This is a genomic window from Frateuria sp. sgz306004 (assembly GCF_057750885.1).
Genome location: NZ_JBYLFE010000004.1, coordinates 186,926 through 208,868 on the forward strand (window position 1 = coordinate 186,926; position 21,943 = coordinate 208,868).

General features: G+C 65.5%; 18 protein-coding genes. 8 read left to right on the plus strand and 10 right to left on the minus strand.

Going from position 1 to position 21,943, the window contains the following annotated elements:
* Positions 1-175: 175 nt before the first annotated feature.
* The 4 genes from AC3G2C_RS09820 to AC3G2C_RS09835 are packed head-to-tail and all read left to right on the plus strand — an operon-like array spanning position 176 to position 4,557.
* Positions 176-871, plus strand: coding sequence for an ABC transporter ATP-binding protein (locus tag AC3G2C_RS09820; RefSeq protein WP_488384455.1), 696 nt, complete (start codon positions 176-178; stop codon positions 869-871).
* Positions 868-1,953 (plus strand): HlyD family secretion protein, encoded by a 1,086-nt coding sequence (locus tag AC3G2C_RS09825; protein WP_488384456.1) that lies wholly within the window; start codon positions 868-870, stop codon positions 1,951-1,953. Before AC3G2C_RS09820 ends, AC3G2C_RS09825 begins: the two co-directional genes overlap by 4 nt.
* Complete coding sequence (locus AC3G2C_RS09830; RefSeq protein ID WP_488384457.1) at positions 1,937-3,418, plus strand: efflux transporter outer membrane subunit; 1,482 nt, start codon at positions 1,937-1,939, stop codon at positions 3,416-3,418. Before AC3G2C_RS09825 ends, AC3G2C_RS09830 begins: the two co-directional genes overlap by 17 nt.
* The gene (locus AC3G2C_RS09835; RefSeq protein WP_488384458.1) at positions 3,415-4,557 is read left to right on the plus strand and encodes an ABC transporter permease; all 1,143 of its coding nucleotides are present in this window, start codon (positions 3,415-3,417) and stop codon (positions 4,555-4,557) included. Before AC3G2C_RS09830 ends, AC3G2C_RS09835 begins: the two co-directional genes overlap by 4 nt.
* A 174-nt stretch (positions 4,558-4,731) precedes the next feature.
* On the opposite strand, the gene phbB is transcribed toward AC3G2C_RS09835, so the two are convergent.
* On the minus strand, positions 4,732-5,454 hold the full coding sequence (gene phbB, locus AC3G2C_RS09840) for an acetoacetyl-CoA reductase (protein WP_488384459.1): 723 nt from the start codon (positions 5,452-5,454) through the stop codon (positions 4,732-4,734).
* A gap of 194 nt (positions 5,455-5,648) precedes the next feature.
* Here phbB and AC3G2C_RS09845 point away from each other — a divergent pair, with 194 nt between their 5' ends.
* Positions 5,649-6,380: a CBS domain-containing protein gene (locus AC3G2C_RS09845; RefSeq protein ID WP_488384460.1), complete on the plus strand. Its 732-nt coding sequence runs from the start codon at positions 5,649-5,651 to the stop codon at positions 6,378-6,380.
* Complete coding sequence (locus AC3G2C_RS09850; RefSeq protein ID WP_488384461.1) at positions 6,377-8,809, plus strand: phosphoketolase family protein; 2,433 nt, start codon at positions 6,377-6,379, stop codon at positions 8,807-8,809. The genes AC3G2C_RS09845 and AC3G2C_RS09850 overlap by 4 nt, the downstream gene beginning before the upstream one ends.
* 191 nt (positions 8,810-9,000) lie before the next feature.
* On the opposite strand, the gene AC3G2C_RS09855 is transcribed toward AC3G2C_RS09850, so the two are convergent.
* The 8 genes from AC3G2C_RS09855 to AC3G2C_RS09890 form a co-directional block, all read right to left on the minus strand.
* A complete protein-coding gene (locus AC3G2C_RS09855) occupies positions 9,001-10,410 on the minus strand; it encodes an APC family permease (protein ID WP_488384462.1) in 1,410 nt (469 codons plus the stop codon).
* A gap of 89 nt (positions 10,411-10,499) precedes the next feature.
* Entirely contained in the window at positions 10,500-11,915 is a 1,416-nt protein-coding gene (locus tag AC3G2C_RS09860) for a sugar porter family MFS transporter (protein ID WP_488384463.1), read from the minus strand.
* A gap of 43 nt (positions 11,916-11,958) precedes the next feature.
* A complete protein-coding gene (locus AC3G2C_RS09865; protein WP_488384464.1) occupies positions 11,959-12,858 on the minus strand; it encodes an SMP-30/gluconolactonase/LRE family protein in 900 nt (299 codons plus the stop codon).
* Positions 12,855-13,619: an SDR family NAD(P)-dependent oxidoreductase gene (locus AC3G2C_RS09870; protein ID WP_488384465.1), complete on the minus strand. Its 765-nt coding sequence runs from the start codon at positions 13,617-13,619 to the stop codon at positions 12,855-12,857. The genes AC3G2C_RS09865 and AC3G2C_RS09870 overlap by 4 nt, the downstream gene beginning before the upstream one ends.
* A gap of 39 nt (positions 13,620-13,658) precedes the next feature.
* Positions 13,659-14,807 (minus strand): galactonate dehydratase, encoded by a 1,149-nt coding sequence (gene dgoD, locus AC3G2C_RS09875; protein WP_488384466.1) that lies wholly within the window; start codon positions 14,805-14,807, stop codon positions 13,659-13,661.
* Positions 14,804-15,448: a 2-dehydro-3-deoxy-6-phosphogalactonate aldolase gene (locus AC3G2C_RS09880; protein WP_488384467.1), complete on the minus strand. Its 645-nt coding sequence runs from the start codon at positions 15,446-15,448 to the stop codon at positions 14,804-14,806. The genes dgoD and AC3G2C_RS09880 overlap by 4 nt, the downstream gene beginning before the upstream one ends.
* Positions 15,442-16,386 carry a 2-dehydro-3-deoxygalactonokinase gene (locus AC3G2C_RS09885; protein ID WP_488384468.1) on the minus strand — a complete coding sequence of 315 codons (945 nt, stop codon included), beginning with the start codon at positions 16,384-16,386 and terminating at the stop codon, positions 15,442-15,444. The genes AC3G2C_RS09880 and AC3G2C_RS09885 overlap by 7 nt, the downstream gene beginning before the upstream one ends.
* A gap of 40 nt (positions 16,387-16,426) precedes the next feature.
* Positions 16,427-18,544 carry a beta-galactosidase gene (locus AC3G2C_RS09890; RefSeq protein WP_488384469.1) on the minus strand — a complete coding sequence of 706 codons (2,118 nt, stop codon included), beginning with the start codon at positions 18,542-18,544 and terminating at the stop codon, positions 16,427-16,429.
* 81 nt (positions 18,545-18,625) lie between these two features.
* Here AC3G2C_RS09890 and AC3G2C_RS09895 point away from each other — a divergent pair, with 81 nt between their 5' ends.
* Complete coding sequence (locus AC3G2C_RS09895) at positions 18,626-19,645, plus strand: phosphotransferase (protein WP_488384470.1); 1,020 nt, start codon at positions 18,626-18,628, stop codon at positions 19,643-19,645.
* Positions 19,638-20,957, plus strand: a complete 1,320-nt coding sequence (locus AC3G2C_RS09900) for an aminotransferase class III-fold pyridoxal phosphate-dependent enzyme (RefSeq protein WP_488384471.1) — start codon at positions 19,638-19,640, stop codon at positions 20,955-20,957. The genes AC3G2C_RS09895 and AC3G2C_RS09900 overlap by 8 nt, the downstream gene beginning before the upstream one ends.
* A 26-nt stretch (positions 20,958-20,983) precedes the next feature.
* Here the strand turns inward: AC3G2C_RS09900 and AC3G2C_RS09905 are convergent, their stop codons facing one another.
* Complete coding sequence (locus AC3G2C_RS09905) at positions 20,984-21,703, minus strand: FadR/GntR family transcriptional regulator (protein WP_488384472.1); 720 nt, start codon at positions 21,701-21,703, stop codon at positions 20,984-20,986.
* Positions 21,704-21,943 lie beyond the last annotated feature (240 nt).

Sequence of the window (21,943 nt, forward strand, 5' to 3'; positions counted from 1 at the left end):
CACCGGAAAAGTGGGATGGGTACGTTCCATACCCGGCCACGGGTCGGGTCGATGCCCGTCAAGATACATCGGCCGGCATGGGCTTGCACACGGCCCCGGGTGGCGTAGGAGTCGCCGTTCCCGTCGCGTTGACGGGCGTCAATATGCCCGAAACGACACTCGTTAACGTCGTGGCATGAACCCGGCGGCCGTGATTGCGCGAGACCTGACCAAAACCTTCGGCGAGGGCGCCGCTGCTACCGTTGCCGTGAGCGGGGTGAGTTTCGAGGTGCGGTTCGGTGAGGTGCTCTTTATTGTCGGGCCCTCCGGCAGCGGCAAGACCACCTTGCTCAGCATGATCTCCGGGATTCTGCGGCCCTCGGGCGGCACGGTGGAGGTGGACGGCACCGATCTGTGGTCGCTGAATGCGGATGCGCTGGCTGAGTTCCGCCTGCATACCATCGGCTTCGTGTTTCAGGACTACCACCTGTTTCCCCGGCTCACCACGGCCGAGAATGTCGCCATTCCGCTCATTCTGCGGCATGGCGACTGGAACCAATCGGTGTCCGAAGGGCGCCGCAACCTGGAGGTGGTGGGGCTGGCCGACCGGGCCGACCTGCCGCCGGTGAAGCTGAGCGGCGGTGAGCAGCAGCGCGTTGCCATTGCGCGCGCCTTGGCGGGGCAACCTGACTTCCTCATTCTGGACGAGCCCACCGCGTCGCTGGATGGCGATACGGGTCGCCGCATCCTTCAATTCATCCGCGAGAGCGTGCTCACGCCAGAACGATGCATCCTGATCGTCACCCACGATCAGCGCATCTTCGAGTTCGCCGACCGGATCATGCATATGGAAGACGGCCGCGTGGTCGGCTTCGAGGAGGGGCACGCATGAAGCCGCGCTACCTGTTCGGCCTGGCCGCGCTGGGCGTGCTGCTCGCCCTGGGCAGCGCCATCATTGCCAGCGTGCCGCACAAGCCGCTGGCGCCCGCCTTCAAGCCGGCCAGCAATCCGTTCGAACATGGCATCTACGCCAACGGCATCGTGGAGAGCTACCTCCCCAGTGGCCAGAACATCGATATCTACCCCGAGGTGCAGGGTCGGGTGGCAGCCGTACTGGTGCACGAAGGCGACAAGGTCCGCGCGGGCACGCCGCTGCTGCGCATCGATGACACGGTGCAGCGCGCCACCGTGGCGCAGCAGGAGCAGCAAGCCAAGGCGGCCCAGGCGTTGCTCGATGAATTGAAGGCGATGCCGCGCAAGGAGACGTTGGCTGTCGCCAAGGCGCAAATGGATGTGGCCCAGGCCAATCGCCGCACGGCCGCAGACTCTTACGCAAAGCAGCAGCGTTCCTACGACACCGACCCGCGCTCGATCAGTCGCGACGCGCTGGACAGCGCCGCCAACGCGCTCAAGTCCGCTGAGGCAAACCTACAATTGGCAACGCGGCAGTACGAGCTTACCCGCGCCGGTTCGTGGGTTTACGACATCAACAACCAGCAAATGCAATACAACGCGCTGCAGGAGCAGGCGAGGGCATCGGGTGCCTTGTTGGGCAAATACACGGTCAACGCCACGATCGACGGCGTGGTGCTGGCGATCAACACCACCGCAGGCAATTACGTCTCCCCACAGGGCGCGTATGACAGCTACACCCAGGGCTACGACCCCGTCGTCGTGATGGGGGCGCGCCAGGACTACCTGGCCGTGCGCTGTTACATCGACGAGATACTGCTTGCGCGACTGCCGCCGCCTGACCATATTCGCGCGCAGATGCAGGTGCGTGGCACGCAGTTGACTCTTCCGCTGGAGTTCGTGCGAACGCAACCCTACGTGACACCCAAGATCGAACTGGCCGATCAGCGCACGGAGCGTGTGGACCTGCGCGTTCTGCCGGTGATCTTCCGCTTCCGCAACCCGGGTGGGGCATCGATCTACCCGGGCCAGCTGGTGGACGTCTATGTGGGCGAAAAATAGATTCCTGCCAGCGGTGTTCGCCGCCTTGCTCACTGCCTGCGCCGCCGGCCCCGACTTTGTGCGACCCAAGCCGCCGAGCGACGCGGGCTATCTGCCGTCGGCTGAACTGCCGGCCGCCATGACGGCCTTGGGCCAGCAGCAACAACTGAATGAGCGACAGGCCATCGAGCAGGACTGGTGGCGCGTGTTCGGCAATCACAACCTGGATGCACTCGTTGAACGGGCTTTGACAGACAACCCCGGCGCACAGGGGGCGCAAGCCGCACTGCGCCAGAGTCAGGACGATCTGCGAGCAGGCTATGGCGTGTTCTTTCCGCAGGCCGATCTCGCGCTATCGGCTGCGCGGCAGCGGCAGTCGCCCGCGCGCTTTGGCCTGGCGGGTGCCGGCGGCATTTTCAATCTCTTCACGCTGGGTGCCACGATCAACTATGCATTGGACGTGTTCGGCGGCTCGCGCCGCGAGGTGGAGGCGCTGCGCGCCTCGGTGGATGTGCAACGCGACACCTTGCTGGCGACCGACCTGGCCCTGAGCGGCAACGTGATCAACACCGCCATCGCGCGTGAGGCGTATGGCGAGCAAGTGGCGGTGACAGAGGGCTTGGTGCAACGGCAGCGAGAGCAGCTGACCATCACCCAGACCCGCGCCGATGCGGGCACCGTGCCTTACTCCGCCGTGGCGTCCGTGCGTAGCGCACTGGCCACGACCGAGGCGTCGCTTGCCAATCTGGCGCAGCGCCGCGATCAGGCGGATCACGCTTTGTCGCTGTTGTTGGGCCAATCGACCAGCCAAGGCGTGGCGTCGGGCTTTGCGCTGGACGATCTGCACCTGCCGACCGAACTGCCCCTGAGTCTGCCTTCCAGCCTGGTGCGGCAGCGCCCCGACATTCTCATCGCCGAGGCTCAGCTGCACCAAGCCAGCGCCGGCATTGGCGTGGCGACCGCCGCGTTGCTACCCACCTTCAGCCTGAGCGGAAGCGTGGGCGGCGAGGCGCCTACCTTCGGCAGCCTGGACAAAGCGCAGAACCGCTTCTGGAGCACGGGCGCGACGGCCGATTGGCCGGTGTTTCAGGGCGGCACGCGCTGGTACCAGCGCAAGTCGGCCATCGACAACTACCAGCGTGCACTCGCTCAGTATCGCCAAACCGTACTGGCGGCTTTCGCCCAGGTAGCGGACACGCTCAAGGCATTGCAGCACGACGCCCAGGCGCTGGCGGCGCAGGACGAAGCCTCGCGCGCCGCCCATGAGGCTCTCACCCTGGTGCAGGCCAACTACGGTGCGGGGCTTGCCGGCTACCTCGATGTGCTCGCGGCCGATGCGCAGTATCAGCAGGCCCGGCTTGGCTATGTGCAGGCCCAGGCGCAGCGCTACCAGGACACCGTAGCCTTGTACGTCGCGTTGGGCGGTGGCTGGTGGAATGCCCCTGCCAACGGTGCCGCGGCTGCAGCGGGGGAGACGCCGCGATGAGCTACGCGGGTATCCTCCGGCTGGCCTACAAGCTGCTGGTGAACGACAAGGGCAAGTTTGCCGCGCTGCTCGTGGGTATTACGTTCGCTGCGTTTCTCATGGTGCAGATGACGTCGATGTTCGCAGGCATCCTGATTCGCTCCTCCGCCACGGTGGCGAATGTCGGCGCGAGCATGTGGGTGATCGATCCGGCGGTGCAGACCGCCTCGGCCTCCATTCCCATGCCCGATTACCTGCTCGATGCCGTGCGCAGCATGGAAGGGGTGAGCTATGCCGCGCCGCTGTACTCCGGTGGCGGCCTGGTGAAGTTGCGCGACGGCACTTACCAATCGGTTACCGTGCTGGGCCTGGACGATGCCACCCTGGTCGGCCGGCCGGCGTTGGAGCAAGGCCGCATCGAGGACATCTTCGCTGACGATGCCTTCGTGGTGGTGGACGATGCGGAATACGCCAAGCTGGAACGTCCGGCGCTGGGGACGGAGTTCGAGATCAACGATCACCGCGGCGTCATCGTGGGCATCGCCAAGGTCGCCTCGTTCGGCTTGTTCGGCGTGCCGACCATGTACACCACGTACAGCCGCGCGGTGGCGGACATCCCCAACAGCCGCTTTACGCTCTCCTACATTCTGGTAGAGCCTCGCGATGCGGCCCATGTGCCGCAGATCAAGCAGGCGGTGGCCAAGCTTGGCTATCTCGCCCTGACCCGCGACGAGTTCGATCAGCGCATCGCCAATTTCTACAAGTACCAGACCGGCGTGGGCACCAACATCATGCTCATGACCATCATCAGCTTCATCGTCGGGCTCTCCATCTCGGCGCAGACGTTCTACACCTTCATCCTGGAGAACCTGGACAAGTTCGGCGCGCTCAAGGCCATCGGCGCCAAGGGGCGCGAGCTGGTGATGATGATTCTGTTCCAGGTCACTTTCACCAGTCTGGCCGGCTATGGTCTGGGGGTGGGCCTGTGTGCGGTGCTGATCGCCTTGGCCAAGCTGCGCCTGCCCGATTACGCGGCCGTCATCACCTTCGGCAATCTGGGGCTGGCCTTTGTCATGGTGCTAATCATTGCCGCCATCTCCAGCTACATCGGCGTACGCCGCGTGCTGAAGATCGAGCCGTTCGATATTTTTCGTGGTTAGGAAGCGGCTTTTCGGAAGACACATGGCCGTCATTCATGCGAGCGCAGAAGGTGCTGTTGGTAGCCGGAGGGCTAGTCATCCTGTTCACGCAGTTTCAAGCGCTGCAGGCGCCGCATGAATTGCCCGGCGGCAGTTGAATATCTCGTCCAGCTTTCGCTGAGATACCGATCAAGCTCACGGCATCCACTGGCCGCCATTCACGTCGAACGTGGCGCCTGTGATGAAGCCCGCCTGCTCACTGACCAGCAGCGACACCAATTGCGCAACGTCCTCCGGTCGCCCCAGTCGGCCAACGGGAATGCCCGCGACGATGTTCTTCAGCGTGTCGGCAGGTATCGCCTCCACCATCTCCGTCTCGCAATAGCCGGGGGCAATGGCATTGACGGTGATGCCCTTACACGCACTCTCTAATGCAAGCGCCCGCGTAAAGCCCAGTACGCCGGCCTTGGATGCCGCGTAGTTGGTCTGGCCAAGCTGGCCCTTGCGTCCATTGATCGAGCTGATGTTCACGATGCGGCCATAGCCGCGTTCGCGCATGCCGGCGATGACGCAGTGGCACATGTTGAACATGGAGCCGAGATTGGTGCGCAACACATCCAGCCATTGAGCTTCGGTCATGCGATGGAACATCGCATCGCGCGTGATGCCGGCGTTGTTGATCAGGACGTCCACCGGACCCAGCTCTCTCTGCACCAGGGCGACACCCTCCTGGCACTCGGCCAGATGGGCGACATCCCAGGCAAATACCGGTATGCCGGTTTCGCGACGGAAGGCATCGGCTGCCTGCCAGTTGCCCCGGTATACCGCCGCGACGCGCAGGCCGTCGTCATGCAAAGCCGTTGCCATGGCGCGGCCCAGGCCGCGTGTACCACCTGTGACGATCGCTACCCGACTCATGCTGCCTCCCGTCATCGAACAAGGGCCATCGAGGGAGCGCCCATCAAGCACCACCTGTTGCCCGGGGCCATTGACGCGGGTCAACGAGGGCGGGGTTTTCCGTATCGCACAGGCCGGTCGCAGGCGATTGACCAGCGTCAATTCGATGGCGTGGCGGCGGCCGATACTGGCGGGGACGCAAAGAGGGCCATTCCATGAAAGTCCGCGAAGCCATGAGTCGTCACGTACAGGTGGTGCACCCGGGGGATGCGGTGACCGTCGCCATGGAGGTCATGCTTCGGGGTGGTTTCAGCGGCGTCCCGGTCGTCGACGAGAAAGGCACGCTGGTGGGCATCATCACCGAGGGCGATCTGCTGCATCGGGCGGAAACCGGCACCGAGCGGCGTCGGTCGCCCTGGTTGTCGTTCCTGCTGGGGCCTGGCCGTGTTGCGCAGGAGTTCGTGGCGTCGCATGGCCGCACGGTACGCGAATTGATGACGGCCGAGGTGGTGTCGGTGGACGCCGAGACGCCGCTGGCTGATGCCGTCGCTCTCATGGAGAAACATCACATCAAGCGCCTGCCGGTGCTGCGGCAAGGTCGTCTGGCGGGCATGCTGAGTCGGGCCGACCTCATGCGCAGCTTTCTGCGCGCGTTGCCGCAGGTCGATGACAGCGCCGCGGGAACGGATAGCGCGATCGAGCAACGCATTGGGCGGGCGTTGGCCCTTCAATCCTGGGCGCCCCTGGCGACAACCCACGTGGTGGTGCGCCATGGCGTAGCCGAACTGCAGGGTGTGGTAACCGATGATGCGGTGCGCGCCGCGTTGTACGTGCTGGTGGAGAATGTACCCGGCGTGCAGACGGTCAAGGACCGACTCACCACCATCGAGCCCATGAGTGGATGTATCGCGCATGGCGCGCCCAGCGAAGGGGGGCGCTCCGCATGATCTCGATACATGTGGATGTGGCGCCCGAGCTCGAAGGGGTAACTGCACCTGCCACACGTCGTCCGTTGGCGCCCGATGTGCTCAGGCGGCTGGATGCGTACTGGCGGGCGGCCAATTACCTTTCCGTGGGTCAGATATATCTGTTCGACAATCCGCTGCTGCGACGTCCGCTCGCGCTGAGCGACATCAAGCCAATGCTGCTGGGGCATTGGGGCACCACGCCCGGGCAGAACTTCATTTACACGCACCTCAATCGCGTGATCAACGAGCGCGATCTGGACATGATCTATCTGTCCGGGCCCGGTCACGGTGGCCCGGCGGTGGTGAGTCACGCCTATCTGGAAGGCACCTACAGCGAGGTCTATCCCAATATCGGGCAGGACGAGGAAGGCCTGCGCCGGCTGTTCGTGCAGTTCTCCTTTCCGGGTGGCATCCCCAGCCATGCCTCGCCGGAGTGCCCCGGTTCCATCCATGAAGGTGGCGAGCTGGGCTATTCGCTGAGTCACGCCTTTGGCGCGGTACTGGACAACCCCGACCTTATCGCGGCTTGCGTGGTGGGTGATGGCGAAGCCGAAACCGGTGCGCTGGCCACGGCGTGGCACTCGAACAAGTTCCTCGACCCGGTGGGCGATGGCGCGGTGCTGCCGATTCTGCACCTCAACGGCTACAAGATCGCCAACCCCACGGTGCTGGCCCGCATCAGTCACGAGGAGCTGGAGCAGCTGTTTCGCGGCTACGGCTGGTCGCCGCTGTTCGTGGAAGGCGACGACCCCATGCTCATGCATCAGGCCATGGCGGCAGCGCTTGATGAGGCGATGGACCAGATCGCCGCCATCCAGACACGCGCCCGCGTGGGCGGCGACACCGCGCGTCCGCGCTGGCCGATGATCGTGCTGCGCAGCCCCAAGGGATGGACAGGGCCGCGCCTGGTGGACGGCAAGCCGAACGAAGGCACCTTCCACGCCCATCAGGTGCCGCTGGCCGTGTCGCCCAGTGCGCCACCGGAGCATCTGCATCAATTGGAGGCATGGCTGCGCAGCTATCAGCCGGAGGAGCTGTTCGACGCGCAAGGCCGCCTGCTACCCGATCTGCAGGAGATGGCGCCGCGCGGCGAACGCCGCATGAGCGCCAACCCGCATGCCAATGGCGGCGCGCTTCTGCGCGATCTGCGCATGCCCGATTTTCGTGACTATGCCTGCGCCGTGCCTTCGCCCGGCAGCCCCGGAGTGGGCGACACCCACGTGCTCGGGCCTTTCCTGCGCGACGTGATCAAGGAAAACGCCGCGCAGCGCAATTTCCGTGTCTTCGGTCCCGATGAAACCATCTCTAACGGGCTGCAAGCAGTGTTTGACGTGACGGCGCGCCAATGGGATGCCGCCTGCCTGCCCAATGACGAATCGCTGGCACGGCAAGGCCGTGTGCTGGAAATGCTCAGCGAGCATCAGTGCCAGGGCTGGCTGGAGGGCTACCTGCTTACGGGCCGCCACGGCGTGTTCAATTGCTACGAGGCGTTCATCCACATCGTCGACTCGATGTTCAACCAGCACGCCAAGTGGTTGAAGGTGAGCGCGCAGCTACCCTGGCGGCACAAGATCGCCTCGCTCAACTATCTGCTGTCGTCCCACGTGTGGCGCCAGGATCACAACGGGTTCTCGCACCAGGACCCGGGGTTCATCGACCATGTGATGAACAAAAAGGCCGAGGTGGTGCGCGTCTACCTGCCGCCCGACGCCAATTGCCTGCTGTCGGTGATGGATCACTGCCTGCGCAGCCGTCACTACGTGAACGTGGTGGTGGCGGGCAAGCACCCGGCGCCGCAGTGGCTGAATATGGATGCGGCCGTGAAACACTGCAGCGAAGGCATCGGTATCTGGTCCTGGGCCAGCAACGACCAGGAATCCGCCAGCCCGGACCTGGTGATGGCCTGCGCGGGTGACGTGCCGACGCTGGAGACCCTGGCCGCCGTGAAGCTGCTTCGCCAGTACCTGCCGGGCCTGCGCATCCGCGTGGTGAACGTGGTGGACTTGGCGCGCCTGGAGCCGCACGATCGCCACGCCCACGGGCTGAGCGACCAGGCGTTCGACACCATGTTCACGCGGGACAAGCCGGTGATCTTCGCGTTCCACGGCTATCCCTCGCTGATCCATAAGCTCACCTATCGCCGTGCCAATCATGCGAACTTCCATGTGCACGGCTACAAGGAGGAGGGCAGCATCACCACGCCCTTCGATATGACCGTGCTCAACGAGCTGGATCGCTTTCACCTGGCGATGGATGCCATCGACCATCTGCCACAGACGGGCGCGCCCGGCACTTATCTGCGCCAGCGCCTGGCCGAAAAGCTGATCGAGCATCGGCAATACATCAACACGCATGGGCGGGACATGCCCGAGATCGCCGAATGGCAGTGGCGTGGGCTTTCGCGCTAAGGACGCTCTCATTTTTTCTCGTCATCCCAGCGAAGGCTGGGATCCAGCGCCTGCAAATCCTCGCGCGTAAAGACACTGGATCACCAGCACGTCGGCTGTTGAAACGTGCCTCCTGCTCTTGCTCCCATAGGGGTGGGAATGACGAGCAACATGTCACTGAATCCGGTCTTCCCTAAGCGCATGCGCGACACCTAGGGCACGGTGCTTGGCGCGGCACGTGGCAAGCGACGGGCGCGCAGAAAGAAGCCCAGCCCGATGCTGATCAATAGCGCCGAACCGCCTGCCACCTTGAGCAGGAACAGGCCCGGCTGCGTGTTGGCCGGGGGAATCATCGACGTGATGATGGCCACCGCCACTACCGAGAAGCCACTGAGGCCCGCGACCCACGCCAGCCAGTAGCGCCAGCCACGCGCGGAGCGCTCCGCGCGCCAGCGCAGCAGCGGATAAGCCAGCAGGATGTACGTGAGCGGCAGCAGCGACATCACGGCGGTCATGTCGATCAGGATGATGTACGCCTCATGGATGCTTGCCCCCGACAGCGCCGCCACCAGCATCACCGAGGTGAGCACCCCTTGCACCAGCAAGGCGACGTAGGGCGTGCCAAAGCGCGGATGCAAACGACCGAGCGCGGAAGGCAGGAAGCGATCCACGCCCACCACAAAGGGCAGGCGGGCGGTGCCAGTGACCCACGCGGCAATAGCGCCGATGGTGCCGATGGTGACGAGCGCCGCCGTGAGGCTGCCGAACCACGGCAGGCCCATGCGCGCTCCGATGGCTGAGAGCGCCTGCGGAATACCGCTGATGATATCGATGGTGGAAGCAGGCAGCGCCACCAGCAAGGCCGCCGTGCCCATGATGTAGATGGCGGCGATCACCACGCAGGAGATCAGCGTGGCGCGGGGGATCTGCCGCGCCGGATCACGGATTTCGCCGCCCATGATCGGGCCCAGCTCCAAGCCCTGGTAGGCCAGTGCGATGGTGACCAGCGTGGCGTAGGTGGAGAGCTGGCCGAAGTCCGGCATCCAGCTGTGCGCGGTCAGCGCACTGGCGCCGCCGTAGCGATAGGCGGCCAGGGCGCCCGCCAGCAGGATGATGGCCGCCGCGCTCCAGGTCGCGATGCCGCCGATGTTCTGCAGCCACTTGGCGCGCTCCAGGCCCAGGATGCCCAGCACCGTGGCGGTCCATAGCACGACCAGGCAATAGGCGAGGTTGTAGCTCGTATCTCCGGACAGATGCTCCGCCTGGACGCCGCCCACGTGCAGAAAGATGCCCGCGCTGAACAGCAGCGCGGTGGGGAAATAGGCGAGATTGGAGACCCAGTACGTCCAGCCGGCGATGAAGCCGTGCATCTCGCCAAAGGCCGCCTTGGTCCACAAGTACAGCCCGCCTTCGCCGGGCAGGCGCGCGCTGAGATCCAGTACCGCCAGGGCCAGCGGTATGAAGAACCCGATCAAGCCCAGCACCCACAGCATCAGGCTGGATGGCCCGATCTGTGCGGCGATGGACAACCAGCGCAGTGCCACGATGGCGGCGATGTTGAACAGCACCAGGTCCCAGGTGCCAAGCACGCGTCGCAAGCCATGCGTTTCGTTGTGCGACATGCGGCGAGGCTCCCCGGGCGTGGTGACGATTCCTGCGGTTGAAAGCGCGCGTCACGGGCGAACCGCGCGACGCGCCGGCATGCACGACCTCAGCGGCGAGCGTTGGACCCCGCTGGCGGCGTACCGATGCGACGCAGCGGCAGGCCGGCCATCAGATTGCGCTCGATCTGCTCCAGCGTCACGCCCTTGGTTTCCGGCACCAGCCACACGGTAAGCGCAATGAACACCAGGTTGAGCCCGGCGTAGAGCCAGAACGTGGCGGCGTTGCCGATACCGTTGAGCAGGGTGAGGAAGGTGGCGCCCACCACCATGTTGGCGATCCAGTTGGTGAAGGTGGAGCAGCCGATGCCGAAGTCGCGGCCCTTGAGCGGCTGCACTTCCGAGCACAGCGTCCAGATCAGCGGGCCGGCCGACATGGCAAAGCCCACGATGAACACCAGCAGCATCACCACGGTGAACAACTGCTCGGTATGCGTGGGCATGCCCAGATGCATCATGGTGCCCACCACGCCCAGGCCCACCGACATCACGGCAAAGCCGATATACAGGATGGGCTTGCGACCCAGGCGGTCCACCAGGCCGATGGCGATGAAGGTGGCCAGCACGTTGGTCAGGCCAACCACGGCCGTGAACCACAGCTGGGCCTGCTGGTTGTAACCGATGCTCTCGAAAATGCGTGGGGCGTAATACATCACCACGTTCATGCCGGTGAATTGCTGCATCAACTGCAGCAGCACGCCAAGCGCCACCGAGCGGCGGAAGTTGCGGTTCTCCAGGAACAGGTGCCAGCCGCGCTGCGGCGTGCCCAGCTGCTCGGCGATGTCGGTCATCTCGCGCTCGACCAGGGCCTCATCGCCACGCAGGCGGCGCAGCACCTCGCGGGCCTCCTCCGCGCGGCCGCGCATCATCAGCCAGCGCGGGCTATCGGGCAGCAGGAACAGGCCGAGCAGGAACAGGGCGCCCGGAACGGCGATGACGCCCAGCATCCAGCGCCAGTTGCCGGAGTAGCTGAAGGCCGTGTCGGAGAGGAACGCCACCAGGATGCCGATGGTGATCATCAGCTGGTAGAGCGAAATCATCGCGCCGCGGGTCTTTTCCGGCGCCACTTCGGCCAGGTACAGCGGGGCGGTGAAGGTGGCGATGCCAATGGCGAGCCCGAGCACGAAGCGCGCGGCAATCAACACCTGCGGCGAGGTGGCGCCGCCGCACAGCAGCGAGCCCGCCACGAACAGCACCGCGCCGAGGATCAGCGAGCGCTTGCGTCCGAGCATGGCGGACATGCGCGAGGCGCCGAGCGCACCGATGGCGGCGCCCAGCATCATGGCGCTGACGATCCACTCGATGACCTGGTCGGAAACCTGGAACTCCTTCTGGATAAACGGCGTGGCGCCGGAAATCACGCCGATATCCAGGCCGAACATCAGCCCGGCCAGCGCCGCGAGGATGCAGGTGAATACCGCGGCGGTGCGGGCCAGGTTGAGCGGGGTTGTCGCAACTGCATTCATCGGGCGGATCCTACGAGCGGTGGATGGCGACGGAAGGTGGGCGTTAGCGGGGTTCGCCGGCAAAACGGCTTTCGGGCAGGCCGTGCACAGCGACGCGCGCGCGGAACAGGGCGCCCGCGAGTGGATCACCGGCGAGCTGGGTGGGGTCCAGTCCCTCGCTGGCGCTGGTGACGAACAGCGTGTCCAGGCCCGGGCCGCCGAGCGCCGGGCGGGTGGGTTGGCTGGCGGGCACGTCCAGCACCTGCAACACGGCGCCATCGGGCGCGTAGCGCAGCACGCGCGCGCTGCCCCATTGGGCATTCCACAGCGCGCCATCGGCGTCGACGCAGGAGCCGTCGGGCTCGCCGCGCGCGTCATCGAGCAGGGCGAAGGGGCGCACGTTGCGCGGTTCATCGCCGTAGTCGCAGCAGTCGATACGGCGCGCGAGCGAGTCGCAGAAATACATCGTGCCGCCGTCGGGGCTGAAGGCAATGCTGTTGCTGATGGCCACGGCCGGCAGCGGCAACCGCTCCAGGCGGAGCGTGGCGTCCAGGCGCCAGAAGCCGCCTATGGCTTGCTTGGGGCCGTTGGTCGGCTCGTGCAGGGTGCCGAATACAAAGCGCCCCTGCCGGTCGCAGGCGCCGTCGTTGCAGCGCGTGGGCAGGCCAGGCTCCACCTCGTGCAGGGTTTGCAGCGTGCCGTCATCGAGACGGAAGAACGCCAGGCGCGACGCAAGGGCCAGCAGCAGCCGGCCGTCGCGCTGGCACAGCGCGAAGGAAGTCAGGCGCTCGGGCAGTGACCATTGTTGGCGATGGTTGCTGTCCGGGTGCCAGCGATAGAGCGTGGCGCGCTGGATATCCGTCCAGTAGAGCGCTTGCGCGCGGTCGCACCACACCACGCCTTCGCCCAGTACATCGGCGTTCTCCAGCGCCACCTGCATGCGCCGGGATTCGCTGCCGCTCATACCCAGCCACCATCGACGATGAAATCCTGGCCCGTGCACATGCGGCTGTCGTCTGCCGCCAGAAACAGCGCGGCGCGCGCGAGTTCGTCGGCGCTCAACAAGCCGGGCAGGCACTGGTTGCGCTCGATCTCGCGGCGGCCTTCCTCATCCAGCCACAGTCGCGCCTGCTTTTCGGTGATCACCCAGCCGGGCACCAGGCTGTTGATACGGATGCGGTGCCGCCCGAGTTCGCGCGCCATGCCATTGACGAAGCCATGCACGGCCGCTTTGGCCATGGCGTACAGCGGATAGCCGCCGTTCTTCTTCATCCAGCCGGTGGAACCTAGGCAGATGACGGAACCGCCACCAAGCTGCTGCATGTCCGGCACCACCGCCTGCGTGGCGAATACCTGGTGGCGAAGGTTCACGGCGACGTTGCGCTCGAACGCCAGTGCATCGATATCCGCCAGGGCATGGCGGACATCGTTGGCGGCGTTGTTCACCAGCACGGCGATCGGGCCGATGTGCTGTCGCGCCTGATCGATGGCGGCCTGCAGCGCCGGCAAATCGGTGACGTCGCAGTGCACAAAGGCCGGCGCGTGCGGTGCATCGGCTAAGGCCCCGCACAGTGCATGCGCGGCGGCATCGTCGATATCCAGAAAGGCGACGCGCGCACCCTGGCGCGCGAACTGCGCTACAAAGGCGGCGCCGATGCCGGTGGCGCCGCCGGTAATCAATACGCTGCGGCCTTCCAGGCTCGGATAGGTGGCAAATGCGGACATCGTGGTTCTCCCCCCAAACGTGACGCGTGACTTAGCTTCTTACCACTCTGCCACGCTGCCATCGTCATGGCGCCACAGCGGATTGCGCCAACGATGCCCGACGCGTGCGCGTTCGGCCACGTAATCCTCGTTGATCTCGATACCGAGGCCCGGGCCGCCCGGGATGGCGACGTAGCCGTCGTCGTAGGAGAAAACGCTGCGCTCGGATACGTAATCGAGCAGGTCGTTGGAGGTGTTGTAGTGGATACCCAGGCCTTGCTCCTGGATAAAGGCGTTGTGGCACACCGCATCCAGCTGCAGGTTGGCGGCCAGTGCGATGGGCCCCAGCGGGCAATGCAGCGCCAACGCCACGTCATAGGCTTCGGCCATGGCGGCGATCTTGCGGGTTTCGGTGATGCCGCCGGCATGCGATGGGTCGGGCTGGATGATGTCCACGCCGCCGATGCCCAGCACGCGCTTGAAGTCGTAGCGGGTATACAGCCGTTCGCCCAGCGCGATCGGGGCAGGGGCGATGCTGGCCAATTCAGGGATGGCATCCAGGTGCTCGGAAAGCACCGGCTCTTCGATGAACATGAGTTTGTACGGCGCGAGTTCGCGCATCAGCACCTTGGCCATGGGCTTGTGCACGCGGCCGTGGAAATCCACGCCGAGGCCAATATCGGGACCCACGGCCTCGCGCACCGCCTGCACGTTTTCCAGCACGCGCTCGACCTTGGCATGGCTGTCGACGAAGTGCATCTCTTCCGTGCCGTTCATCTTCACGGCCGTAAAGCCGCGTTCCACGGCGGCCTTGGCGGCGCGTGCGGTGTCGGCCGGTCGGTCGCCGCCGATCCAGGAGTACACGCGGATGCGCTGGCGAACCGGGCCGCCCAGCAGCTCGTGCACGGGCACGCCCAGATGCTTGCCCTTGATGTCCCACAGCGCCTGGTCGATGCCGGCGATGGCGCTCATCAGAATCGGGCCGCCGCGATAGAACCCGCCGCGATACATCACGTTCCACAGGTCTTCGACGTGGCGCGGGTCCTTGCCGATCAGGTAATCGGAGAGCTCCTCCACGGCGGCGGCCACGGTATGTGCGCGGCCTTCCACGATGGGCTCACCCCAGCCGCAGATGCCGGCATCGGTATCGATGCGCAGGAACAGCCAGCGCGGCGGCACCAGATAGGTGGTGAGACGGGTGATCTTCATGCACGGTGTTCCTTGGCATCTTTGGAGAGAGCCGCCCAGGCATCGGCGAAGGCATGGGCGCGATGCGCCACCTCGTCGACGGCCAGGCCTGGCGCATAGAGGGCGGAGCCGATGCCGAATCCTTGCGCACCAGCGGCGTACCAGGTGGCCATGTCGGCAGGGCCGATGCCGCCCACCGGCAGCACCGGCAAGGACGGCGGCAGCACCGCACGCCAGGCCTTGAGGCCGGCGGGTGTCACCTGGTCGGCGGGAAAGAGCTTGAGTCCATCGGCGCCCGCGGCGATGGCGGCGAAGGCTTCGGACGGCGTCACGACGCCCGGCGTGCAGAGCATGCCGGCCTGTTTGGCGGCGCGAATCACCGCCACATCGGCATGCGGCATCACGACCAGTCGCCCGCCCGCGGCGGCGACCTGATCAACCTGCGCCGGTTGCATCACCGTGCCGGCACCCACCAGGTAACCGCTGCCGAGGGTGTCGGTGAGCATGCGGATGCTCTCGTAGGGCTCAGGGGAATTGAGCGGCACTTCGATCAGGCGGAAGCCCGCTTGCGCAAGCACGCTGCCGATCGCGGCCGCTTCATGCGGGCGAATGCCGCGCAGGATCGCGATGAGCGGCAAGGGGCTGAGCCAGGTGTTCAGCACGAGGGCGTACTCCCAGAAGCGTGGCGTTGAAGGTGGGGGATGAGGCCGATGCGACAGGCGACCTGCCACAGGCCCTGGGCGGCGGCATCGGGTGCACCCACCATCAGGTGGCGATCGAAACAGGCCGCGGCCTGGCGATAGCGCTCGCACAGCGCCGTCTCGCCGATCAGTTGCAGCGATTCGCCCGGCAGTTCGCGCAGCAGCGCGAGGTTGGCGCGAAATTCTTCGCCGATCAGCAGGCCCGAGAGGTAATCCGGTACTTCACCGGGGGCCAGGGCGCCATCGAGCATCAGTGCGCGCGTGGCGAACAGGCGGCTGAGCGCGCCCTGTGAGCCGCTGTCCCGCGCGGCACAGACGCCGCGTTCGAAAGCGTCGGTGCTTTGCACGGCCTCGCCGATGCCGGCGCCGAGTATCGAGTGCTCGCGTAGAAGCGCATACAACTCGCCCGTCATGGCGGTGCGAAACGCGGTGATGCGTCCATCCTGCACGCTGACCCACTTGCTGTGCGTGCCAGGCAGTATCCAGATGGAAAAGGGCGCGCGCTCGGGCTGCTGGCCAAGCGCCCCGAACACCTGGGTTTCCTCGCCGCGCATGACGTCCGGTGCCTGGCCATCGTGCAGGCCCGGCACGATGTGCAGGGCGGCGCCCTGCGCCATGCGAATGGTGCGCACACCGGAGCTCAGGCGATCGATATCGGCCGGCAGCTCCACATAGGGCACCTCCATCCAGCCGTTGCGACTGCCGACCATGCCGCAGGCCAGGCGCGGCGCATCGGGCCAGCCTTCGCAGATGTCCCGCAGTGCGGCCTCGAAGCCGCCGTGCGGCAACTGGCGCACGCCCCAGCTGCGGCTTCGCGTATCGACCACGGCGCCTTGCGCGTCGAAGCGATAAGCGCGAAGGCGCGTGGTGCCCCAGTCCAGGGCGATCAGTCCGCTCATGGATGAGGCCTGCGGGCGCGGTGGCGGGAGTCGTGCTGGATCACGGCGCGCTGTCCTTCCACACCAGTGCCTGTGCGGGCGCCAACGGCGTCTGGCCATGCACGATGCGCGCGCCGGCAGGCAACCGGGGCTGGTAGGGCGCGGTGTTGTAGTTCATCAGGAAGGAGTAGCCGCCACGCCATTCGTGGAACACGCCGGTGGGCAGGTCTTCGATCGCCACGCCGGCGCGTTGGTACACGCTGCGCACCAGCTCGCGCTCCAGCTCGCCGTCGTCGGTGGACACGCCGATCATGGTGACCGTGCCCTTGCCGAGCTTGCGCGTGGTAGCCGCGGCCTTGCCCGCGTAATAGTTGTCGGCATAGGTGGCGAGCACTTCGGTGCCTGGGCGCGGAGCGAGGATGTCCGCCCAGCGGCGCCATGCGTGCGTCTTGCCCTGGCTGTTCACCGTGCCCTGCGCGCTGGCCGGGAGCATGTCGAAACCTTCCACGTCATCGCCGATCAGGTCGAGTATAGGAGCGGCCCACGGCCCTTCATGGAAATGGCCCAGCGCGTTCTTCTGGCCGCTGCGGCTGGTGAGGATGAGGTGGCCGCCTTGTTCCACATAGCGCTTCCACTTTTGCACCAGCGCGTCGCTCACCATCTGATAAGCCGGTGCGACGATGAACGGATAGCGATCGAAGTTATCGCTTTCCGCGATGAAGTCCATCGGTGCGCCCGTGCTCTTGATCGCCAGCGTGTAGCCGTTGCGGTAGGACCAACTGTTCCACAGGCTGGTCTGAGGCTGGATTTCCAGATCCCAGAACACGTCGTGGCTCCACAGGTAGCCGGTCTGGCGCGCGGCGAGTGCGGCGGGGAGCCTGGCCGTCGCGTCGAGCTGCGGCTCCAGCGCCTGGATCTCGTGCATGGTGTCGACGAACTCGCGACCGGTGCGCGAGGGCGTGACGCCATCGGTACCTACGATACCTTCGTGATACATCTCGCTGCCGCGCAGCGGGTGCCGGTAGCGATACGTGCTGAGCAGCGACGCGCCGGACGCAAATGCGTGCCATATCCACATGCCCACGGCGCCTGGCATGGGCTGCGGGTTGATCTCGCCCCAGTTGACCTGGCCCGGTTGCAGCTCCATCACCCCAAAGGTGCCGGTGATAGGGCGGTAATACGCGGCGGCTTCCATCAGGTTGGCGGGCTTGCCGATGGCGTAGCTATCCTTGCCGAGCACGTTGGCGCCCGCCACCGGATAAAGGGTGAACGTGGTGAAATCCAGCGCATGACTGCGGCGCGGATCGGTGGCGGTGGTGACGTTGGTGTAGTTGGTGGTCACCCATTGCCCGGGCGCCGCATATTTCTTGATGGTGGTCGCCTGCCCATCGAGGAAGCGCGCGGTGGTATCGGCCTGGAAGCGCGCCAGGTCGAGCAGGGCGTGTGGGCTCAACTTGTCTTCGGCGGCCAGCGTGGCGTTGGGCAGCAGCACCTGGTCCAGACGCGTGTAGCGCGTGCTCCAGAAGGAGCCGCCCCAGGCGGCATTCATGGCCTCGACGCTGCCGTACTTGTCTTTGAGCCATTGCTGGAAGGCCAGGCGTGCACTGTCGCTGTAGTCAGCGAAACTGCCCGGCTCGTTATCCACCTGCCAGCCCCACACGCGCTTGTCGTGACCGTAGTGCTGCGCCATGGCGGTGACCAGGCGAGTGACGAAGGCCTGATAGCGTGGATTGGACAGCGATACCTCGGCACGAATGCCGTGCTCATGGCGCTGGCCATGTTCATCCACGCGATACACCTCGGGGTAGTGCTCGCCCATCCATGCCGGGGGTGCGGCGGAAGGCGTGCCGAGTATCACGCGCAAGCCGGCCTTGTCGGCAAGGTCGATCGCGTGGTCGAGCCAGGTGAAGTCGAAGCGGCCTTCCTCCGGCTCAAGGTAGGTCCAGCTGAACTCGGCCATGTGGGTAAAGCCGAACCCAAGCTTGGCGATGCCGTTGAGGTCACGCTGCCATTGATCGCGCGGCCACTGCTCCGGGTAATAGAACACGCCAAAGCTCATCGCCTCGCGTTGGTGCAGCAGGGCCGCACCTTGCGGGTGCGCGGCGTCGGCGGCGCTGGCCCAGCTGCTGGTCATCAGCATGACGGTGGCAAGGGCGGTGGCGAGCAAGGGCCGAAACATGCGTGAGCCTCTGGTCCGATTCAATTGTCAAATTATACTACTATTGGGTCGTCTGCAATGTTTGGAGCCGTGAGCCCCGCGATGGACAAACTCTCACCTGAAGCTGCATCGGCGCTGGCCGAACGTCATTGGCATATCCACGGCGAGATCGGCGCACTGCCATCCTATGCAGACCAGAACTTCCGCATCCGTACGCCACAGGGCGACTACGTGCTGAAGGTAGCGCACCCCGATTGGTCGCGTCCGGATATCGAGCTGGAAAACCTCGCTATGATGGCGTTGGCCGAGCACGAGCCGCTGCTGGGTTGCCCGCGCGTGCAACTGGCGGCCGATGGCCAGCATTTGCTCTCTTTACAGATGGCCGGCCGTTCGAGACTGGTGCGCATGCTGAGCTATGTGCCCGGTCATACCTATGCGGAAGCCGTGACGCAGGTGGCGGGAGACGATCGCGCCGGCCTGCATGAAAGCCTGGGGCGCGCAGTGGGTCGACTGACGCGCGGCCTGCAAGGGTTCCATCATCCGGCGGCGGAGCGTCAGCACGACTGGAACCTGATGCGCCTGCCGAGCCTGCTCGATGAGCTGGCGCATATCCATGACGATCGCCTGCGCGACATCGTGCAGGCGCATGCGCGGGCGTTCTGCCTCACGCTGCCGCAGTGGCGCGAGGAGTTGCCGATCAGCGTGCTTCACAACGACGCCAATGACCTCAATGTCATCGTCAATGAAGGCGCGGACGGCATGCGGGTGGAGGCCGTGATCGACTTTGGCGATATGTGCACCAGCTTTCGGCTTGCGGATCTCGCCATCGCCTGCACCTATGCCATGCAGCACGAGCCGGACCCGGTGGCGTGCGCGCAGCGCATCGTGGCGGGCTACCTCGCCGAGCAGCCGCTGCTACCGGCGGAGTTGCAGCGCTTGCACACGTTTATCCTGGCACGGCTTTGCCACAGCATCCTGATGGCCACGCGCTCGCACCGCGCGCAGCCGGACAATCCTTTTGTGCTGGTGTCACAGCAAGGCGTGCGTCGCCTGTTGCGCCAGCTTGCCGCCACCCAGCACGATGCCATCGTGCGCCCCTTCCTGGAATCGAGCCATGATTGACGCCCATGACCTGCGCGTGCCGTCGCGCGACAACGCGGAGATCCTCCGCTTGCGCCGCGAACACCTCAACCCAACGTTGAGCGTGTCCTATCGCGAGCCGTTGAAGATCGTCCGCGGCGAGGGCGCGTGGCTCTATGATCAACGTGGTGATGCTTACCTGGACATGGTGAACAACGTGTGCCACGTGGGTCACTGTCATCCGCAGGTGGTGCGCGCGGGGCAGGCGCAGATGGCTTTGCTCAACACCAATACGCGCTACCTGCACGACAACCTCGCGGAGTACGCGCTGCGCCTCACCGCGACGTTGCCGGCGCCGCTGTCCGTGCTGTTCCTCACCAACTCGGGCACCGAGGCGAACGATCTCGCCTTGCGTCTGGCGCGTGCGCATACGGGCGCCAAGGGCGTGGTGGTGATCGATCATGCGTATCACGGGCATTCGCCGTCGATGATCGAGTTGAGTCCGTACAAGTTCAACGGCAAGGGCGGGCCGGGCCAAAGCCCGCATGTCAGCGTGGTGCCCATGCCCGACACCTACCGCGGCCCCATTGGCCCCGGCGCGGAGGCCGGTCGCCAGTACGGTCGCATGGTTGCATCCGCGATTGACGAACTGCGTGCGCGCGGCGAATCCCTGGCGGCGTTCTATGGCGAGTCGCTGCTGGGTTGCGGCGGCCAGGTCGTGCTGCCCGAGGGCTATCTCGCCGAGGTCTACGCCACGGTGCGTGCGGCGGGTGGTGTGTGCCTGGCCGATGAGGTGCAAGTGGGCTTTGGACGCGCGGGCGACGAATACTGGGCCTTCCAATGCCAGGGCGTGGTGCCGGACATCGTCACGCTGGGCAAGCCCATCGGCAACGGTCACCCCATGGGCGCGGTGGTGACCACCGCGGCCATCGCCGCGAGCTTCGTCACCGGCATGGAGTACTTCAATACCTTCGCCGGCAACCCGGTGTCCTGTGCCATTGGCCTGGCCGTACTCGACGTGATCGCCGAGGAGCGTCTTCAGGAAAACGCGCAGCGCGTGGGCGAGTTCATGATGGCGGGCCTGCGTGAGCTGCAGGCACGCCACGAGCTGATCGGCGACGTACGCGGTCGCGGCCTGTTCATTGGTGCCGAGTGTGTCAGCGACCGTGGCGGCAAGGTGCCGGATAGCAAGCGCGCCAAAGCCATCGTGGAGGCCATGAAGGTGCGCCATGTGCTGCTGTCCACCGATGGGCCGGACGACAACGTGCTCAAGATCAAGCCGCCTATCGTATTCAGCCAGGCCCATGCCGAGGAGTTTCTGGGCAAGCTGGACGAGGTGTTGCGCCAGGCCTGAGCCTGGCGGGTGCGGGCAGGGCGCGCTCAGCGCGCCTTGCGCGCGCCTTTCTTGCGGCGCTTTTCAAGGTTCGCCCGCGAATCCACAATCATCGCCTGCATGGCCTTGCGCGCCACCTCCGGTTGATTCTTGCGGATGGCGTCGAGCACCTTGTGGTGATGCGGCAGGGAATACTTGAAGTCGCCGGCCGTCTGGGCCGACAACACGAAGAACACGCCGAGCACGCTTTCGATCACCGCGAACAGCGAGATCATCAGTTCGTTGCCGGTGGCGTGCAGTACCGCGTTATGGAACGCCAGGTCGGCCACGGCCCACTCGCCGGTGTCCTTGGCGGCTTCCATCTTGCGGTAGGCGGCATCGATTCGCGCCAGCTGAGTGGTGCTGCGCCGCTGTGCGGCCGAAGCGGCGGCGGCGGGCTCGATCAGTTCGCGCATTTCCACCAGCTTCTCGATGAAGTCATCGGTGGGCATGGAGGCGCAGCGCCAGGACAGCACGTCGGCGTCGAGCTGGTTCCAGGCATCCATGGGGCGTACGCGCGTGCCTGTCTTGGGGCGCGATTCAATCAGGCCCTTGGCGGAAAGCACCTTCAGTGCCTCGCGCAGGGCGTTGCGGCTCACCTGCATGCTTTCGGCGAGGGTGTCCTCGCGCGGCAGCACATCGCCTGGCTTCAAGTCGCCACCGACGATCCTGGTGCCCAATTCGCGCACGACCTGGCCGTGCAAGCTGCGTGCATCCGAAGCTTTCATGCTCAACTCTTCTCCACAGAGCGTGGCGCCCGCCGAGGTTGCGCCTTGCGCTTCCCCTAGCCCCTGCCACTTGGCGCAAACGCCACCGCATGCTGCGGTGCAACGCTTGACGCAATTTATCATACAAAGGCCCCACCCGACGTTTGCGCAGAGCGTCGCGGAACCGCTTGCCGGCACGGCTTGCCACGATCCATGCCGGCCCTTCGCAAACCTCGTGCCGTGCGTCATCCCTCGCCAAGC

Excerpts from the sequence above, each read along its gene's own strand:
- AC3G2C_RS09835 (WP_488384458.1), top strand. The coding sequence starts at position 3,415 with ATGAGCTACGCGGGTATCCTCCGGCTGGCCTACAAGCTGCTGGTGAAC.
- AC3G2C_RS09865 (WP_488384464.1), bottom strand. The coding sequence starts at position 12,858 with ATGAGCGGCAGCGAATCCCGGCGCATGCAGGTGGCGCTGGAGAACGCC.
- dgoD (WP_488384466.1), bottom strand. The coding sequence starts at position 14,807 with ATGAAGATCACCCGTCTCACCACCTATCTGGTGCCGCCGCGCTGGCTG.
- AC3G2C_RS09855 (WP_488384462.1), bottom strand. The coding sequence starts at position 10,410 with ATGTCGCACAACGAAACGCATGGCTTGCGACGCGTGCTTGGCACCTGG.
- AC3G2C_RS09895 (WP_488384470.1), top strand. The coding sequence starts at position 18,626 with ATGGACAAACTCTCACCTGAAGCTGCATCGGCGCTGGCCGAACGTCAT.
- AC3G2C_RS09905 (WP_488384472.1), bottom strand. The coding sequence starts at position 21,703 with ATGAAAGCTTCGGATGCACGCAGCTTGCACGGCCAGGTCGTGCGCGAA.
- AC3G2C_RS09825 (WP_488384456.1), top strand. The coding sequence starts at position 868 with ATGAAGCCGCGCTACCTGTTCGGCCTGGCCGCGCTGGGCGTGCTGCTC.
- AC3G2C_RS09885 (WP_488384468.1), bottom strand. The coding sequence starts at position 16,386 with ATGAGCGGACTGATCGCCCTGGACTGGGGCACCACGCGCCTTCGCGCT.
- AC3G2C_RS09830 (WP_488384457.1), top strand. The coding sequence starts at position 1,937 with ATGTGGGCGAAAAATAGATTCCTGCCAGCGGTGTTCGCCGCCTTGCTC.
- AC3G2C_RS09890 (WP_488384469.1), bottom strand. The coding sequence starts at position 18,544 with ATGTTTCGGCCCTTGCTCGCCACCGCCCTTGCCACCGTCATGCTGATG.
- AC3G2C_RS09820 (WP_488384455.1), top strand. The coding sequence starts at position 176 with ATGAACCCGGCGGCCGTGATTGCGCGAGACCTGACCAAAACCTTCGGC.
- phbB (WP_488384459.1), bottom strand. The coding sequence starts at position 5,454 with ATGAGTCGGGTAGCGATCGTCACAGGTGGTACACGCGGCCTGGGCCGC.
- AC3G2C_RS09845 (WP_488384460.1), top strand. The coding sequence starts at position 5,649 with ATGAAAGTCCGCGAAGCCATGAGTCGTCACGTACAGGTGGTGCACCCG.
- AC3G2C_RS09900 (WP_488384471.1), top strand. The coding sequence starts at position 19,638 with ATGATTGACGCCCATGACCTGCGCGTGCCGTCGCGCGACAACGCGGAG.
- AC3G2C_RS09870 (WP_488384465.1), bottom strand. The coding sequence starts at position 13,619 with ATGTCCGCATTTGCCACCTATCCGAGCCTGGAAGGCCGCAGCGTATTG.
- AC3G2C_RS09850 (WP_488384461.1), top strand. The coding sequence starts at position 6,377 with ATGATCTCGATACATGTGGATGTGGCGCCCGAGCTCGAAGGGGTAACT.
- AC3G2C_RS09860 (WP_488384463.1), bottom strand. The coding sequence starts at position 11,915 with ATGAATGCAGTTGCGACAACCCCGCTCAACCTGGCCCGCACCGCCGCG.